At 51.7% G+C, this 15,927-nt stretch carries 15 protein-coding genes and 1 tRNA gene; 7 read left to right on the forward strand and 9 right to left on the reverse strand.

Features of this window, described 5'->3' with window-relative positions:
* Positions 1 to 37: 37 nt before the first annotated feature.
* Positions 38 to 913, forward strand: a complete 876-nt coding sequence (locus tag KHQ09_RS14840) for a methyltransferase domain-containing protein (RefSeq protein ID WP_213599059.1) — start codon at positions 38 to 40, stop codon at positions 911 to 913.
* Between the two features lie 9 nt (positions 914 to 922).
* Here KHQ09_RS14840 and KHQ09_RS14845 read toward each other — a convergent pair whose 3' ends face one another.
* From KHQ09_RS14845 to KHQ09_RS14865, 5 genes are all read right to left on the reverse strand, one after another.
* Positions 923 to 1,279, reverse strand: a complete 357-nt coding sequence (locus KHQ09_RS14845; protein WP_022711265.1) for a hypothetical protein — start codon at positions 1,277 to 1,279, stop codon at positions 923 to 925.
* A gap of 122 nt (positions 1,280 to 1,401) precedes the next feature.
* Positions 1,402 to 1,812: an 8-oxo-dGTP diphosphatase MutT gene (mutT, locus tag KHQ09_RS14850; protein ID WP_075657337.1), complete on the reverse strand. Its 411-nt coding sequence runs from the start codon at positions 1,810 to 1,812 to the stop codon at positions 1,402 to 1,404.
* Positions 1,813 to 1,822: 10 nt separating this feature from the next.
* The gene (locus KHQ09_RS14855) at positions 1,823 to 2,584 is read right to left on the reverse strand and encodes a GNAT family N-acetyltransferase (protein ID WP_213599061.1); all 762 of its coding nucleotides are present in this window, start codon (positions 2,582 to 2,584) and stop codon (positions 1,823 to 1,825) included.
* Positions 2,584 to 3,825: a bifunctional glutamate N-acetyltransferase/amino-acid acetyltransferase ArgJ gene (argJ, locus tag KHQ09_RS14860; protein ID WP_213599063.1), complete on the reverse strand. Its 1,242-nt coding sequence runs from the start codon at positions 3,823 to 3,825 to the stop codon at positions 2,584 to 2,586. Before argJ ends, KHQ09_RS14855 begins: the two co-directional genes overlap by 1 nt.
* A 295-nt stretch (positions 3,826 to 4,120) precedes the next feature.
* Positions 4,121 to 5,047, reverse strand: a complete 927-nt coding sequence (locus tag KHQ09_RS14865; protein ID WP_075657333.1) for a peptidylprolyl isomerase — start codon at positions 5,045 to 5,047, stop codon at positions 4,121 to 4,123.
* A 393-nt stretch (positions 5,048 to 5,440) separates the two neighbouring features.
* On the opposite strand from KHQ09_RS14865, the gene secA reads away from it, so the two are divergent.
* The 3 genes from secA to KHQ09_RS14880 all read left to right on the forward strand — a co-directional run bounded on the left by secA (position 5,441) and on the right by KHQ09_RS14880 (position 10,836).
* Positions 5,441 to 8,161: a preprotein translocase subunit SecA gene (gene secA, locus KHQ09_RS14870; protein WP_213599065.1), complete on the forward strand. Its 2,721-nt coding sequence runs from the start codon at positions 5,441 to 5,443 to the stop codon at positions 8,159 to 8,161.
* A gap of 134 nt (positions 8,162 to 8,295) precedes the next feature.
* Entirely contained in the window at positions 8,296 to 9,711 is a 1,416-nt protein-coding gene (locus tag KHQ09_RS14875; protein WP_238481652.1) for a lipopolysaccharide biosynthesis protein, read from the forward strand.
* 3 nt (positions 9,712 to 9,714) lie between these two features.
* Complete coding sequence (locus tag KHQ09_RS14880; protein WP_213599067.1) at positions 9,715 to 10,836, forward strand: GNAT family N-acetyltransferase; 1,122 nt, start codon at positions 9,715 to 9,717, stop codon at positions 10,834 to 10,836.
* Positions 10,837 to 10,839: 3 nt separating this feature from the next.
* Here KHQ09_RS14880 and KHQ09_RS14885 read toward each other — a convergent pair whose 3' ends face one another.
* On the reverse strand, positions 10,840 to 11,697 hold the full coding sequence (locus tag KHQ09_RS14885; RefSeq protein WP_213599069.1) for an EamA family transporter: 858 nt from the start codon (positions 11,695 to 11,697) through the stop codon (positions 10,840 to 10,842).
* A gap of 129 nt (positions 11,698 to 11,826) precedes the next feature.
* Here KHQ09_RS14885 and KHQ09_RS14890 point away from each other — a divergent pair, with 129 nt between their 5' ends.
* On the forward strand, positions 11,827 to 12,714 hold the full coding sequence (locus KHQ09_RS14890; protein ID WP_213599077.1) for a LysR family transcriptional regulator: 888 nt from the start codon (positions 11,827 to 11,829) through the stop codon (positions 12,712 to 12,714).
* A 5-nt stretch (positions 12,715 to 12,719) separates the two neighbouring features.
* On the opposite strand, the gene KHQ09_RS14895 is transcribed toward KHQ09_RS14890, so the two are convergent.
* On the reverse strand, positions 12,720 to 13,499 hold the full coding sequence (locus KHQ09_RS14895; protein WP_213599079.1) for a glycosyltransferase family 25 protein: 780 nt from the start codon (positions 13,497 to 13,499) through the stop codon (positions 12,720 to 12,722).
* Positions 13,500 to 13,637: 138 nt separating this feature from the next.
* Positions 13,638 to 13,722: transfer RNA gene (locus KHQ09_RS14900), tRNA-Leu, on the reverse strand.
* A gap of 277 nt (positions 13,723 to 13,999) precedes the next feature.
* Here KHQ09_RS14900 and KHQ09_RS14905 point away from each other — a divergent pair.
* A complete protein-coding gene (locus tag KHQ09_RS14905) occupies positions 14,000 to 14,590 on the forward strand; it encodes a YqaA family protein (RefSeq protein WP_022711277.1) in 591 nt (196 codons plus the stop codon).
* Positions 14,591 to 14,671: 81 nt separating this feature from the next.
* Entirely contained in the window at positions 14,672 to 15,202 is a 531-nt protein-coding gene (locus tag KHQ09_RS14910; RefSeq protein ID WP_213599081.1) for a disulfide bond formation protein B, read from the forward strand.
* A gap of 23 nt (positions 15,203 to 15,225) precedes the next feature.
* Here the strand turns inward: KHQ09_RS14910 and KHQ09_RS14915 are convergent, their stop codons facing one another.
* Positions 15,226 to 15,783, reverse strand: coding sequence for an HNH endonuclease (locus tag KHQ09_RS14915; protein ID WP_213599083.1), 558 nt, complete (start codon positions 15,781 to 15,783; stop codon positions 15,226 to 15,228).
* Positions 15,784 to 15,927 lie beyond the last annotated feature (144 nt).

The following is a 15,927-nucleotide window of genomic DNA, read 5'->3' on the forward strand; positions in this document are numbered from 1 at the left end:
CACCGGTGTAGTCCAGAGAAATATCGGGATACGAGAAATGCCAGCAACAGAAACCACTCCAAACATCATCTTCGACAGCGCATTGCTGCAACAGCGCCTGAAACGGGCGATGCAGCGCAATGTAAGTGGTGCGGATTTTCTGCTGGAGCGCACGGTGCAGGATCTGGAAGACCGGCTTTCAACGGTTGAACGTCAGTTTTCCCGCGCTGTGATCGTCAATCCCTATACGCCGTCTGCTGCTTTATCTTTGCAGCAATCCGGCAAGGCAGCAGTGATTGAAAGCATTGACTATCAGTCAAAAGACAGCACGGAATATCTGCCGCTGGCACCACAAAGTGCTGATCTGATTATCTCACTGCTATCATTACAATTTACCAATGACACGCCGGGACTGATGATGCAGATCAAACAGGCGCTGAAGCCTGACGGATTGTTTCTCGGTTGCATGGCGGGTGCCGGCACACTCGGAGAGCTGCGTGAATCACTGTTGCAGGCAGAGTCTGAACTGACCGGCGGCGTCAGCCCCCGTGTGGCACCTTTTGCCGATGTGCGTGATGGTGGCGCCTTGTTGCAGCGTGCCGGTTTTGCACTACCGGTGACGGATATTGAGAATGTCACTGTGCGCTATGACAATATGTTTGCGTTGATGGCCGATATCCGCGCCATGGGCATGGCCAATATACTCACCGGCCGTTCGCGCAAACCGGTTGGCCGTCGTCTGTTCATGCGGGCCGCGGAGATTTATGCCGCGCGCTTCAGCGATCCTGACGGACGCATCCGCGCAACATTCTCATTCATCTGGATGTCCGGCTGGGCACCGCATGCCTCGCAGCAACAGCCGTTGAAACCGGGATCGGCCAAGGCTTCACTGGCTGAAGCCCTGCTTGCTACGGAAAAAGAACCGAAAAAGTAACAAGAAAGATCAGCAGTCGCCCTGCTGGGAGCCGTCACGGGCAATCACACAAACCGCCTCCGGTGAGGATTGCAGCAGGCTTTTGCGCTCAATATAGGCTTTGTCAGTATTGCCGCGCTGAATAGAACCGGTGGACATCATATCCACACCGGCAGGAAACAGCGATTGCGCGGTCTGCTTATTAGCTTTCTGGCTCAGCACCGGCACGATGACCAGCGTCAATGCGAGAATTGCGGAACCGAACAGCAAAATGCAACGGACAAAGCCGCTTTTGGCAACAGGCATAAAGCCCGATTTTGTCTCTTCATCATCTTTAAAAAAGTCTGTCAGAAATTCTGACTGATACTGACTGCGATTGCTGCTCATCGTCATACTCCGGCGCGATGATCCCACCATGCGGCATGTCAGTGAATCATCCCTTAACAAAATCGTAAAAACCCGTCTTACGACTAAAAATAACCGGCAATTATCAAGGATGTGCAGAGAGATTACAGGAGATCCATCAGGAAAGGGATCAGCGGCTCATCGGCAGGCGGCATCGGATAGGAGCGCAGGTCTTTTGGTTTGACCCATTTCAGCGCCTGTCCTTCCATCGAACGGGCAATGCCCTCATAGCGCCGGCAGATATAAAGCGGCATCAGCAGATGGAATTTATCGTAAGAATAGCTGGCAAAAGTCAGCGGCGCGAGGCAGGCATGTTTGGTGATGATCCCCAGCTCTTCCTGCAATTCGCGGATCAGCGCATCTTCCGGTGTTTCACCGCTTTCAACTTTACCGCCCGGAAACTCCCAAAGACCGGCCAGATTCTTGCCCTCAGGGCGCTGTGCCAGCAAAATACGGCCATCCGTATCAATCAGCGCACAGGCTGCCACCAGCACAATCTTTTTGCCCTCAGTCATCAAATACTACCTATCTGCAATAATAAATATAATCATAGACAGTGGTGAAGCCTAACCCCTGATACAAAGCACGCGCTGCTGCATTCGCGCTTTCCACCTGCAACCAGAAACAATGATCGCCGCGGGATAAGGCCTGCGCCATCTCATTCAGCACCAGTGCTTTTGCAAAACCACGCCGTCTGAACGCCTCACCAATACACAAATCCAGCAGACCGGTATAGCCGTTCTCACTCACACAAAGCAGTGTTGCAGCAGGTTCAGCACCGGAAAATCCGGCAATGACATATTTCTGCGGTTTGATTGAACGAAGAACTTCCGCCAGTCCCTCCACCAGCGGCTCAGGGCGATCATGAAACGCACCGGATATCCGGCTATAACCAATCTCCTGCCCGTCACGAAACTGCACAAGCCGCAGTGGCAGGCGCGGCTGCGGCGTTTTCAACGCTGCGTTATCACGCAAATCACAGGCCATCACTGATGATGCGCCTGTGGCCGTATAGCCGCGCTTTACCAGATAATCGGCCAATGCGGGCGGTGCCAGCGGTGTCAGCCGGAAAACCGGCTGTTTGTCCTGCGCTGTAAACAGCGCTTGACAGGCCTCCACCCGCTGCGCCAGATTCGCGTCATCAGCCGGATTCAGCAGATTGACCGAATTGCCGCGCTTTGACGGATAGTAAGGTGTCAGTTGAACAGCCCAGTCCCCTAAATGCGTGACCTGCAAAGCGGGCCATGCATGAAAACCAAGCTCTTCAAACTGACGGATTTCAGACATCACGACCGGTAATCACCGTTAATCGCCACATATTCCTTGGTCAGATCACAGGTCCAGACCGTGGCTGTGCCCTCGCCCATACCAAGCTCAACCGTGATGAGAATATCCTCGCCCTTCATATAGGCAGAAGCAGCTGCTTCCGAATAATCAGGATCGCGCTCACCATCGACCGCCACACGAATATTACCAAAGCTGATGGCGAGACGATCACGGTCAGCCGGTTCACCCGCTTTACCAACAGCCATCACCACGCGTCCCCAATTGGCATCTTCACCGGCAGCCGCTGTCTTCACCAGTGGTGAATTGGCAATCGACAGACCAATGCGCTTGGCAGACACATCAGACACCGCACCTTTCACGGTGATTTCCAGCATTTTGCGCGCGCCTTCACCGTCGCGCACAACCTGCAAAGCCAGATTTTTCAGAAGCTTACGCAAAGCGCGGTCAAATTCTGCCAGACGATCATCATCAGCTGATGTTACAGCAACAGCGCCGCGCTCGGCGGCTGTGCCAGTTGCAAACAGCATCAGCGTGTCAGATGTGGAAGTATCGCTGTCCACGGTCACGGCATTAAAGCTGGAATCCACCGCTTTGGACAACAGACCCTGCAAGACATCAGAGGCAATCGGCGCATCCGTCACCACAAAAGACAACATGGTCGCCATATCCGGCGCGATCATACCGGCACCTTTGGCGATGCCATTAATCGTCACCGGTACACTGCCAAGCAGCACGGTTTCCGTTGCCACTTTCGGATAGGTATCGGTGGTCATGATCGCTTTGGCCGCTTCCAGCCAGCCATTATTATCGGCACGCGCATTCATATCGCCGAAGAGATGCGCGAACTTACCGGCATCCAGCGGCTCACCGATCACACCGGTTGAAGCGAGAAAGATTTCATGAGCATCACAGCTCAGCGCTTCGCAAGCGGCTTTGGCTGTGGCTGTCGTTGTTTCACGACCTTTTTTACCGGTAAAGGCATTGGCATTACCCGAATTCACAATCACGGCTTTGGCTGTGCCGTGCTTGAGACTCTCGCGGCAAAAATCCACCGGTGCAGACGGGCATTTGGAGCGGGTGAAAACACCGGCAACAGAAGCAGGCTTATCAAAAACCATCATCAGCACGTCTGTTCGGTTTTTATATTTAATTCCCGCCTCAGTAGTCGCCATTCGCACACCGGTAATCACCGGCATGGCAGGATAATGTTTTGGTGCAAGCGGAGAAACAGAAGAAGACATGCGTGCCTCAAGAATAAGAGCATTACCGGCAAAACCGAAAAATGATTTTGCGTCAGGGTCATGCGGCTAAATACCAATGAATTTTAACCGAAATAAAACAGCTCGTATCTTGCGTGCCATTCAAATGCTCGGCACATCAAATCACCCGCCATTTCACCTCAGGTTGAGGCCAATAAATGACGGATAGGCATAAAATGCAATCACCTGCCCGAAATAATCAGGGCAGGTGATCATTTTTATCAAAATTCGCCTTAAACTTACCAGATTGGTAATCACATCAAAGCAAAATGTAAGCTTATTGAGCGGCTTTCGCAGCTGCATCCTGTGCGTCAGCAGCTTCTTTCATCGCTTTGGCAACAGCTTCGTCTTCATAAGTGATTTTCGAACCGTCACGCAGCTTCTTGACCATTTCGATATATTTTTCACGAATGACGATCGAGCGAACCTGATCTTTCACTTCATCAAATGCAGGCGGCTGCTGCTGGCGCTTATCTTCCAGCTTGATGATGTGATAGCCGAACTGCGACTTCACAGGCTCTTTGGTATAGCTACCGACTTCCAGTGCAAAGGCAGCTTTTTCGAATTCAGGCACCATCATGCCTTCGCCGAAATAGCCCAGATCACCGCCCTGTGCGGCAGAGCCGTCAGTGGAGCTTTCTTTTGCCAGGTCTTCAAACTTGGCGCCGCCTTCAAGCTTCTTGATGATTGCTTTGGCTTCGTCTTCAGTTTTTACGAGAATATGACGCGCTCGGACTTCGTTTTTCGCAGGCATTGCTGCGATTTCCTTGTCATAACGGGCACGTACATCTGCATCGGAGATCTTGTCTACGATTGCAGTCTGGAAATATTCATTATGCAGCGCGCGGTCTTTCAGAAACTCGATACGCTGTTTGAAATCTGCACTGTCGTCGAGTTTTTCAGTTTTCGCGGCAGCGGCCAGAACTTTGATATCAACCAGAGCAGCCAGTGCAGCAAGACGGCGCTGATCATCCGGCAAACGGGAGAACTGCGGATCCAGATCGCTCGAAGCCTGATCAACTTCGCCCTGTGTCAGCTTAACGCCGTTTACAGTGGCAAGCACTTTGTTCGGATCGGCTTTTTCAGCCGGTTTTGCTGCAGTTTCAGTCTTTGCAGCGGTGCCTTGCGCATAGGCAGAGCCTGCAGCAGTGGTCAAAAGCAGACCGGCTGCAAGCTGAATCAGGACTTTACGGGTACGGGTCATCAGTGATTTCTCCTTCGGGGACGAAGTACCGTCCCAAGAATAAGGCAGAATTTTGCTGCTTCGCTCTCATTCGGATAAAGCAGAATAGTTTTTAGGCGATATGGCAATTTTCTGCACAATATATATATTTCAGCAGTAATAGTCCCTTTTGTTATGCGCATATAATCGCATTGCTCGGGACTATGACTGTTGTCAAATCATTGACATCGCCGCACTCCCCTCTTATCTGTCCATCGGCTTTGCGTCCAGAGAGCTGCCAGAGAGAAATTGCGCGAAATGTCTTTTCGACAGCGTGTTTTCTTGCCATAAGTCTCGCATAAACAAATAAAGCCGATGACAGAGCGCCGCGCAGGCGGCGACACACTTGGCTGAAGATTTAAGAAAGGACCAGCGATGGTCAGCTTTGGCGGTCTCGCCCGTATGATTTTCGGCTCATCCAATGAGCGTCGCATCAAAGGCCTTCGTCCTCGCGCAGCAGAAATTACCGCGCTTGAGAAACAATATGAAGGCTTAAGCGATGCTGAGCTTCAGGCTAAGACCGATGAATTCCGTGCCCAGCTTAGCAGCGGCAAAACACTGGATGACATTCTGCCTCATGCTTTCGCCACAGTGCGTGAAGCGGCAAAACGCACACTTGGGATGCGCCCGTTTGATGTGCAGCTGATCGGCGGCATGGTGCTGCATGACCGCTCCATCGCGGAAATGCGCACCGGTGAAGGTAAAACCCTGATGGCAACCCTGCCGGTTTACCTCAATGCGCTTGAAGGCAAAGGCGTGCATGTCGTGACAGTCAACGACTATCTCGCCACCCGCGATGCGCAGACCATGGGTGTGCTTTACAACTTCCTCGGTTTGACTGTCGGCGTGATTGCTCATGGCCTTGATGACGATCAGCGCCGCGAGGCCTATGCCTGCGATATTACCTACGCAACCAATAACGAACTCGGCTTCGATTATCTGCGCGATAACATGAAATATGAGCGCGCCCAGATGGTGCAGCGCGAACATAACTACGCCATCGTCGACGAAGTTGATTCGATCCTGATCGACGAAGCCCGTACCCCGCTGATTATTTCCGGCCCGCTGGAAGACCGCTCAGACTTCTATTCACTGATCGACACTTTCATTCCGCAATTGCAAGCGGAAGATTATGAAGTTGACGAGAAGCAGAAGACTGCAATCTTCACCGAAGTCGGCACAGAAAAGATCGAAAGACTGCTGGAAGCTGCAGGTCATCTGAAAGGTGAAAGCCTTTACGATGTTGAGAATGTGGCTGTTGTTCACCACCTCAACAACGCCCTGCGCGCCCATAAGCTGTTCCAGCTCGACAAGGATTATATCGTCCGCAATGACGAACTGGTCATCATCGACGAATTTACCGGTCGTATGATGCCGGGCCGTCGTTATTCCGAAGGCCTGCATCAGGCACTGGAAGCCAAAGAAAAAGTAACGATCCAGCCGGAAAACCAGACACTGGCTTCGATCACCTTCCAGAACTATTTCCGTATGTATAAAAAACTGGCCGGTATGACCGGTACAGCGGCAACGGAAGCGGAAGAATTTGGCAATATTTACGGCCTTGATGTTGCAACCATCCCGACCAATCTGCCGGTTGCCCGTATTGATGCCGATGATGAAGTTTACCGTACGGTTGATGAAAAATATAAAGCCATCATCCGCGATATTCGTGAATCCCACGAAAAAGGCCAGCCGGTTCTGGTTGGTACAACTTCCATCGAAAAATCCGAAATTCTGGCTGAACGTCTGAAAAAAGACGGCGTGAAGAATATTCAGGTTCTGAATGCCCGTTATCACGAGCAGGAAGCCTATATTGTTGCACAGGCCGGTGTTCCGGGCGCGATCACCATTGCGACCAATATGGCCGGTCGCGGTACCGATATTCAGCTCGGTGGCAATCTGGAAATGCGCGTGAAGGTGGAACTGGCGGATGTACCTGCCGGTCCTGAGCGCGATGCCAAAATTCAGGAAATCAAAGCGGATATCGCTCAGAAGAAAGAGCAGGCACTGGCTGCCGGCGGTCTTTACGTTCTGGCGACAGAGCGTCACGAAAGCCGTCGTATCGACAATCAGTTGCGTGGCCGCTCCGGCCGTCAGGGCGATCCGGGCAAGTCGAAATTCTTCCTGTCTCTGCAGGACGATCTGATGCGCATTTTCGGCTCTGACCGTATGGACAGCATGCTGCAGAAGCTGGGTCTCAAAGAAGACGAAGCCATTGTGCATCCGTGGATCAACAAAGCGCTGGAAAAGGCTCAGAAAAAGGTCGAAGCCCGCAACTTTGAAATCCGCAAAAACCTGCTCAAATATGATGATGTGATGAATGATCAGCGTAAGGTGATCTTCGAACAGCGTCTGGAAATGATGGATGCAGAAGATCTGACCGAAACGGTCGATGAAATGCGCCATGAAGTAATTGAGGATATGGTGCGTGCCCATATTCCTGAAAATGCCTATGCCGAACAATGGCGTGTGCCGGAGTTGAAGGAAGAGGTACTCAAAGTTCTCAATCTCGACCTGCCGGTGGATGCATGGGCGGCAGAAGAAGGTATTGCTGAAGAGCAGATCGAAGAGCGTATCAAGGAAGCTGCTGATAAGGCTGCTGCAGAGCGTGCAGAGCGCTTCGGCCCGCAGATCATGGCCTATGTGCAGAAATCCGTTATCCTGCAGTCTCTGGACAATCTGTGGCGCGAGCATCTGGTCAATCTTGACCATCTGCGTTCCGTTGTCGGTTTCCGCGGCTATGCCCAGCGCGATCCTTTGAACGAATATAAGACCGAAGGTTTTGAACTGTTTCAGGCTATGCTGTCTAACCTGCGTGAAGTTGTGACATCGCAGCTGATGCGCGTGGAAATCATGCGTGAAGAGCCGCAGCCGGAACTGCCTGAAATGCATGGTCACCATATTGACGGCACCACAGGCGAAGATGATTTCGGCGAAGGTTCTGAAGGCCCGCGTCTGGCAGACAGCGACCGCTTTGTTGATCCGGCAGACCGTGATCCGGCTGATCCGTCAACATGGGGTCGTGTTGCCCGTAACGAAGCCTGTCCTTGCGGCTCCGGCAAGAAGTTCAAACATTGCCACGGCGCATTCGTTTAAACGATAATATAAACTGATAAAGAACACCGCCTGTCTTTGCAGGCGGTGTTTTCTTTTGTGGTAAGCACATAGACTGACTTTTAAACTATTCTGTGCAACAACAGCTGCATATCAAAGTTTTTCCGAGAGACGCATTGCCTGCAAAATTTCAGATCACGTCACTGGCTGAAAGATTCCTGCCTGCAAAACGGGCAGAACAGTTGCGTCCTTTTTTGCTGCGGGCAGAGGGCTTATTCTCCGGTGAGGATGAGCAGGCTCAGGCCAAGCGCTCTTCGCTGATTGCTTTTGCAATTCGTATTGCCGGTGCGGCTCTGGCACTGCTCAGTCAGGTTGTGCTTGCCCGTCTGATGGGCAGTTTTGAATTCGGTATTTATGTCCTTGTCTGGACAGTTACGCTTATTCTCGGCGACCTTGCCTGTTTCGGGTTCCACACCACGATTATCCGCTATGTTCCGCAATATTTGCAGAAGAATCAAACAGATGATGCACGCGGCATTCTACGTACCGGTCCCGTTTTCGCACTCATCAGCGCAAGCATCATTACCCTGATTGCGATTATTCTTCTCAATAGTCTGAGTGCGCAATTTGCGCCCTATTACTGGCCTGCTTTCCTCATCGGCATTCTTTGTATTCCGGCGATTGCGCTCGGCAATATTTATGACGGCACAGCACGCTCACAGGGCTGGATTCTGGCAGCACTCAGCCCCGGTTATATTCTCCGCCCGCTGATGATGCTGCTTATCTTCATCTTGTTGCTACTGACAGGATGGCAGCCGCAGGCCACCACAGCACTCATTGCAGCCTTTTCCGGAACAGCGCTGACCGTCATCAGCCAGCAACTATTCCTGCGTAAACGCATTGCAACAGTTCTGCCAAAAGGTGCGGGAACCTATCATTTACGGGAATGGATACGAGTATCCCTGCCGATATTCCTCATTGAAGGTTTCTTCTTCCTGCTCATCAATATTGATGTGCTGATGGTCGGCCGCATGATGGAGCCGGATAGTGTGGCGCTGTATTTTGCGGTCACCAAAGTACTGGCACTGGCGCATTTCGTTTATTTTGCCGTCAAATCCAGTGTGGCGCAGCGCTATTCTCAGCTGCTTCATGGCGGCGACAGACAGGCCTTCAACGATTTCGCCCGCAACTCCGCCCGCTGGACATTCTGGCCGTCTTTATTGCTCGGCATTCTGCTGCTGGCCGCCGGTTGGCCTTTGCTGGCATTGTTCGGTCATGAATTCACCAAAGGCTATCCGCTGCTGTTCATCCTGATTTTCGGGGTGATTGCGCGTGCCAGTGTCGGCCCTTGTGAAAGCCTGCTCTCCATGTCCGGCAATCAGAATATCTGCGCCTTGCTCTATGCGCTGGCACTGATCGTCAATATCGCGCTGAATATCACCCTGATCCCGCTTCTGGGCTTAAGCGGCGCGGCAATTGCCACGGTCTGCGCTATGGCGACAGAAGCAGCCACCCTCTCCTTTGTGGTTTATAAACGTCTGGGTATCACAATGTTTGTGTTTGCACCTTCAGCCCGCCGTGCCGGAGATTAAATCATGATGCAAATCTTGCAGAAAGCTGAAGCTCTTGAGCATCTGAAAAATTTGCAGATTCCGTCTGTTGCAGAAACAAATATTTTTAATCATCCGGATTTTTTGCGCCCTGCATTTGCACATTTCGCATCCGATGATTGCGCGGTGCTCCTTAATGATGATCCTGAAACCGCATTTCTGATGCCTTTTCAGCTTGCCCGCACCGGACTTGGTTTTAAAAAATCTCTTTGCGGCTGGAGCAATATCTATGCCACGCAAGGCACGCCATTAATCGCTGCACGCACCCTGACACACACTTTGGAAACAGCACTGACTGTATTACAGCAACCGGAGCGCGGATTGCCGGATACGCTCATTCTGCCGGATATCAATCTCGAAGCCCCTGTTGCAATTGCGATCAAAGAACTGGCACAGTGCCAAAATCTGCCGCTTCATATTGTGCGATATGAAGAACGTCCGGTTTTGTGTAATGGAAGTGATGCAGAAACCTATCTGACCAATGCAATCGGCAAAAATCATCGCCGTGAATATCGCCGTCTGTGGCGCAGACTGTCCGAAACAGGCAGTCTGGAGTACCGCATTATTACAGACAAAACAGCGCTCAAAAATGCATTCAATGACTTTCTGTCACTGGAAGCTGCGGGCTGGAAAGGCACACGCGGCACGGCTTTTCTGAGCAAACAGGCTGATACGGATTTCGCCCGTGAAACTGTCAGTGCCTTGGCCGAGCGAGATCTGGTACGCATTCACACCCTGACACTGGATAACAGGCTCATTGCCAGCCTTGTGGTCTTTGTGCAAGGCGATCAGGCATGGACGTGGAAAACCGCCTATGACGAAGCTCTGCGCGCCTACTCCCCCGGTGTGTTGCTGATGATTGAAGTATTGAAAAACCATCTGGAAAATCCGGCATTGCGCATCACCGATTCCTGCGCCATTCCCGATCATCCGGTTATGTCGCGCCTGTTTCATGAGCGCGAGAGTTTCGGCACGATCATTCTTGGCCTGAGCGCCCAAAGCCAGCAGAGCGTGCATAAAATAGCCCGCCAGCTCGACCGCTATGACCGCCTGCGCTCAGCATTACGCCACATCAAATCCCGCTTGCAAAAACGGCTGCAACGCTAAGCGTCAGACTTTACGTGCCTGTACACGCTGCCCGAGCCAGACGCTGAACAGCACAATCGCCATACCGGTGATTTGCAACAAGTTCAGTTGCTGCCCCAGCAGCCCCCAGCCAAGGATCACAGCGGTCAGCGGGCTTAAAAAACCGAGCGAAGCAGCGACAGATGATTCCAGCCGTGCCAATCCGCGAAACCACAGAAGATATGTGACAGCCCCGCCGATCAGACCGAGATAAATCAGCCCCAGCCAGTTTGTCAGTGTCAGTACCGGCAAAGCCGGTTCCAGCGACAAAGCTATCGGCACCAACAACAACCCACCGGCCGTCAACTGCCATGCGGTAAAAGTAAGCGGAGAAACCGGCGGCTGCCAGTAGCGGCTCAGAACAGTACCCGCCGCCATCGAAAATGCACCGGCCAGCGCCGCTATGATCCCTGTCTGATCCAGAGCGCTGTCAGGCTTCAGCACCAGCAATGCCACGCCGACAATGCCTGCCAGAGCTGCGGCAACCGCAACAATGCGCAATCTCGTTCCTAGCACCATTCGCGCCAGAAACACGACGATCAGCGGCTGTACAGCCCCCACTGTGGCTGCAACGCCACCGGGCAAGCGATAGGCCGCGACAAATAACATTGCCCAGAAAAATGAAAAATTCAGCGCACCGAGAATAAACACCCGCAGCCACCAGATACCCTGCGGCAATTGGCGGACGAGCAACAAAAGCAGGAGCCCTGCAGGCAGAGCACGCAGCAACGCGACTGTCATCGGATAACCGGCAGGCAGCATTTGCGTGGTGACAATATAGGTACTACCCCAGATCGCCGGTGCCAACGCTGTCAGCAGCAAATCCGTGCGTGTCGATGTCATATATTGTCTCCGTAAGTTCTCATATGCCGGTACAGCGCACCATAATTACAATTATTGGAGATGATAATTTCTTGTTTTACGATTATATTACCAACCAAAAGTTTTGAATATTTTGATTACAGGCAAGATATGGATCAGCTCAGCGCATTACGTCTCTTCCGCAAAACCGTTGAACTTGGCAGTTTTGCCGAAACTGCACGCGCAAGCGGTCTGACTGCGGCAGCGGTCGGAAAAAGCATCGGTGAGCTTGAAGCCCATCTGAAAGTCCGGCTGTTCAACCGCACCACGCGACGCATGAGCCTGACAGAAGCCGGTACGCTCTATTATGAGCAGATTGCCCCGATCATCGAACAGCTTGAAGAAGCTGACCGCTCGCTGACGCCGCATAATAATCAGCCATCCGGGCTGTTGCGCGTGACAGCACCGCTGACCATGACGATTGTCAGCCTGTCCCGATTCATACCGGAATTTTTAGAGCGCTATCCTGAGATCACACTGGAACTCAACCTCGATGACCGCCAGATTGATATTGTCAGGGAAGGTTATGATATCGCCGTCAAAGGCAGCGACAGTCTGAAAAATTCAAGTCTCATAAGCCGGCGGCTATCCACACTCCATCATGTGGTTTGCGCAGCCCCTTCTTATTTCGAAAAGCACAGTAAGCCCAAGGAACCAGCGGATCTGCGTCACCACAACTGTATCCGCTACAGCCTGTCCGGACATGTCCATGAATGGGAGTTCCGCAAAGGGGAGCGGACAGAGCACATACCGGTGACCGGACGCTATATTGTTTCATCCAGCTTTGCAGTGCGTGATGCATTATGCGCCGGTTTCGGCCTCAGCCTGATCCCGCTCAGCTATGTGCAAAATGATCTTGCGGAAGGTAGGCTGGTTACAGCACTGGACGACTGGCAGCAGATGAAAACCGGTATTTACGCCTTTTATCCGTCCCGCCGGTATCTGGCACCCAAGGTGCGGGTCTTTCTGGATTTCTTAAGCGAAAAGCTCGAAAGTTGAGAAAATCAGTCACGGGCGCCCGGAACCTGTCCCCAGCGCTTCTTGGTGAAACAATTGATGTAAAGTCCCCATAAACCGGTTTTACCACGGACAAACACTCGCTTCACTTCACGCTTCAGCCTTTGCAACTTGGCCGGCGGGCAATATTGCGAAGACCGCTCGGGGCTCAATGTGCTCTCCAGCCCTGCCTGCATACAAATTGCAGGGCTGACCTGATAAACATTCATTTGCGGGAAGAAACCACAAGATGGCGTAAAGAGGAGATGATCGATCGGCGAGGCCGCATCATTCATACGGCACAGTAATTTTCTCGCGCAATCACGGGAAACAATATAGCCGGCAGCAAGAATATGCTGGCTGCGCAATTGTGCCACTGTATAGTGACCGGCAATTGTCACAACCGGCTTGTCAGTCAGAACTTTTTTGCCCTGAGTTTCAATTTTAATCAGCTCGGCATTGTCCGGAATCCAGTCTGTGGATTCAAAAAACTGCCGCGTATCTTTCGACAGGGTTACATCATCTTCAAAAATTGCTGCGAAACGATCTTCACCCTGCGCTATAAGCTCCAGACACTTCCGGTGGCTCAGAAAACACCCGATTTCTGTTCTTGTCAGAGGCTCTTTCCAGGACGGTATACGAATGATGGACGCCAATTCCTGATCGCTGAGATTTTTGCCATCCACAGCCGCGACACGTTCAAAAGGAACTGACGCTTTGGCAAATTGCTCCTGCATGCGCACCAAGCGTTCAGGACAACGATCCAGATTAATCAAATAGGCTTTCACTGCAATTTCCGCCCTAGAGAATATTCTCTTTCGGTAAAATATGTCCGCATATCTTTCAAGAGATATTAGGTATATTTTACTCAAGTTTACGGTAAAAAAGTGAAAGAAAGTTGCGGCGAAATTTTGTCAGGTAAAAAGTGGTGCGGGTGGTCGGAATCGAACCGACACTCCTTTCGGAACCGGATTTTGAGTCCGGCGCGTCTACCAGTTCCACCACACCCGCACATTCGCAGACACTTCATACTCAAAGCGCTGCACTGGTGCGCCGAAATATAGTGAGAACCACCTTCCCGTCAACTGCAAAACCTGTTTGTTTCAAATTATTTCAACAAAATTCACCCGCGCAGAAAATTCAGCCTTTGCTCACGGATTGTAAAACCATTCATAACGAATTCCGGCACACATTGCCCTGCGAAGTTTTTCGTTTTACACACAGCATCAAAATTCCGCATGGCTTTGGCCTGTACCATCATAATTGCTGAGAACCGACAGAGGCCATCATGCTGCGCAAACTCTACGACTGGACCATTTCCCTTGCAGCGCGCAAATCCGCGGCTGCATGGCTGGCCGTCATCGCTTTTCTCGAAAGCTCGGTTTTTCTGATTCCCGCAGATGTCCTGTTCGTACCGATGGGTATCGCCCGCCCGAAAAAAGTCTGGCATTACGCACTGATTGCCACGGTCATGTCCGTGCTCGGCGGTATTCTTGGCTGGTATATCGGTCATTATGCCTATGAAACCGTCGCCAAGCCGGTTCTGCATTTTTACGGCAAGCTCGATACATTCGAAGCCATGCGCGGCAGCACCAGCGCCGATATGATTCTGCTGTTGCTCATCACTTCCGGCCTGTCTCATCTGCCGCCGATGAAAGTTGTAACCATTCTCTCCGGCGCCGCAGGCGTCAATATCTGGCTGTTTATTCTGTCAGCTATTATTACCCGTGGTGCACGTTTCATATTGCTGGCATGGCTGTTGCAGCGCTTTGGCGAACCGATCCGCAACTTCATTGAAAAGCGTCTCGGATTGATCGCAGCCACGGTTGCCGTCATCCTGATTCTGTTATTTATGGTCGTCAAATATCTTCACGCCTAAAAAGCATCAGGCAGCCATGTTTATGCCATAAGGTCATGGCTGAGCTGGGTTTAAACTGATTTTTGCAACAAGGATTTTCCTGTGTCTTCAACCGGTACTGCTCAGACACCCCGTTCGCAACATACGCTTATTTCAGCATTTCTTGCGGTAAGCATGGCCGGTGTCGTGGGCTCCGCACTGGCGTTTCAATATATTGGCGGTTATCTGCCGTGCAAATTATGCCTTGAAGAGCGCATTCCCTATTATATCGGCGTACCGCTGATGCTTCTCAGTGCATTGCTGGCAGCACTTGGAAAATCGGAAAAACTGACCCGTCTTTTCCTGCTGATCGCCGGATTGCTGATGACCTATGGCCTGATTCTTTCGATTTATCATTCGGGTGTGGAATGGAAATTCTGGGCAGGTCCTGCTGATTGCGCAACCGGTGCAGTATCCATCACCACCAGCGCAGGCAATCTGCTTGGTGATCTCAATGCAGTTAAACCGGCCGCCTGCGATGTTGCCGCCGGACGCTTCCTCGGTATTTCCTTTGCCGGATGGAATGGTGTTGCTTCGCTGTTCCTCGCCATCATTGCCTTTTACGGCGCATCGCTCAAAATCCGTAAAGCGTGATCTAAAAAACCGGAGCTGTATCTTTACGGCTCCAGTTCCACATCCCAGTATAAATAATCCATCCAGCTTTCATGCAAATGGTTCGGCGGAAACCGCCTGCCGTTTTTATGCAAGTCAAAAACACTCGGCATATAGGGTTTTTGTCGCGGCCACATTTGCGCTTTGGCAGGCATCATGCCCCCTTTGCGCAAATTACAAGGGGAGCAGGCAGCAACCACATTTTCCCAGGTTGTTTCGCCGCCGCTGCAACGCGGTATGACATGGTCAAATGTCAGCTCATGATGGGCACCGCAATACTGGCACTCAAAACGATCCCGCAGAAACAGATTGAATCGTGTAAACGCCGGATAGGTCGGCGGGGCAACATAGGTTTTAAGACTGATAACACTTGGCAGCCGCATGGAAAAAGTCGGAGAGTTAACTTCCGCATCATATTCCGCAACAATATTTACGCGTTCAAGAAAAACAGCTTTGATCGCGTCCTGCCACGACCAGAGTGATAAAGGATAATAGCTGAGCGGACGAAAATCCGCGTTCAGAACCAGTGCCGGCAATTTGCCGGCAAATGCGGCAATGTTCAAGAAACACCTCCTTTGTGCATCTTGCAACACTGCGGTTCATGCGATTGCAAAACGCGGCTTCAAAGAGGCAGAGCAAACACGCGGTTTACCCTGCTTGCATTCCATTCCGTCTCTGCCAGCTATATTTTTGAGGCGCTTCACTCT

The organism is Pseudochrobactrum algeriensis (genome assembly GCF_018436245.1).
In the GTDB taxonomy this organism is placed as follows: domain Bacteria; phylum Pseudomonadota; class Alphaproteobacteria; order Rhizobiales; family Rhizobiaceae; genus Pseudochrobactrum; species Pseudochrobactrum saccharolyticum.

Coding starts and splice junctions, on each gene's coding strand:
- KHQ09_RS14905 (WP_022711277.1), top strand. CDS start 14,000: ATGCTGCGCAAACTCTACGACTGGACCATTTCCCTTGCAGCGCGCAAA.
- KHQ09_RS14855 (WP_213599061.1), bottom strand. CDS start 2,584: ATGTCTGAAATCCGTCAGTTTGAAGAGCTTGGTTTTCATGCATGGCCC.
- KHQ09_RS14840 (WP_213599059.1), top strand. CDS start 38: ATGCCAGCAACAGAAACCACTCCAAACATCATCTTCGACAGCGCATTG.
- KHQ09_RS14885 (WP_213599069.1), bottom strand. CDS start 11,697: ATGACATCGACACGCACGGATTTGCTGCTGACAGCGTTGGCACCGGCG.
- mutT (WP_075657337.1), bottom strand. CDS start 1,812: ATGACTGAGGGCAAAAAGATTGTGCTGGTGGCAGCCTGTGCGCTGATT.
- KHQ09_RS14890 (WP_213599077.1), top strand. CDS start 11,827: ATGGATCAGCTCAGCGCATTACGTCTCTTCCGCAAAACCGTTGAACTT.
- KHQ09_RS14845 (WP_022711265.1), bottom strand. CDS start 1,279: ATGAGCAGCAATCGCAGTCAGTATCAGTCAGAATTTCTGACAGACTTT.
- KHQ09_RS14865 (WP_075657333.1), bottom strand. CDS start 5,047: ATGACCCGTACCCGTAAAGTCCTGATTCAGCTTGCAGCCGGTCTGCTT.
- KHQ09_RS14880 (WP_213599067.1), top strand. CDS start 9,715: ATGATGCAAATCTTGCAGAAAGCTGAAGCTCTTGAGCATCTGAAAAAT.
- argJ (WP_213599063.1), bottom strand. CDS start 3,825: ATGTCTTCTTCTGTTTCTCCGCTTGCACCAAAACATTATCCTGCCATG.
- secA (WP_213599065.1), top strand. CDS start 5,441: ATGGTCAGCTTTGGCGGTCTCGCCCGTATGATTTTCGGCTCATCCAAT.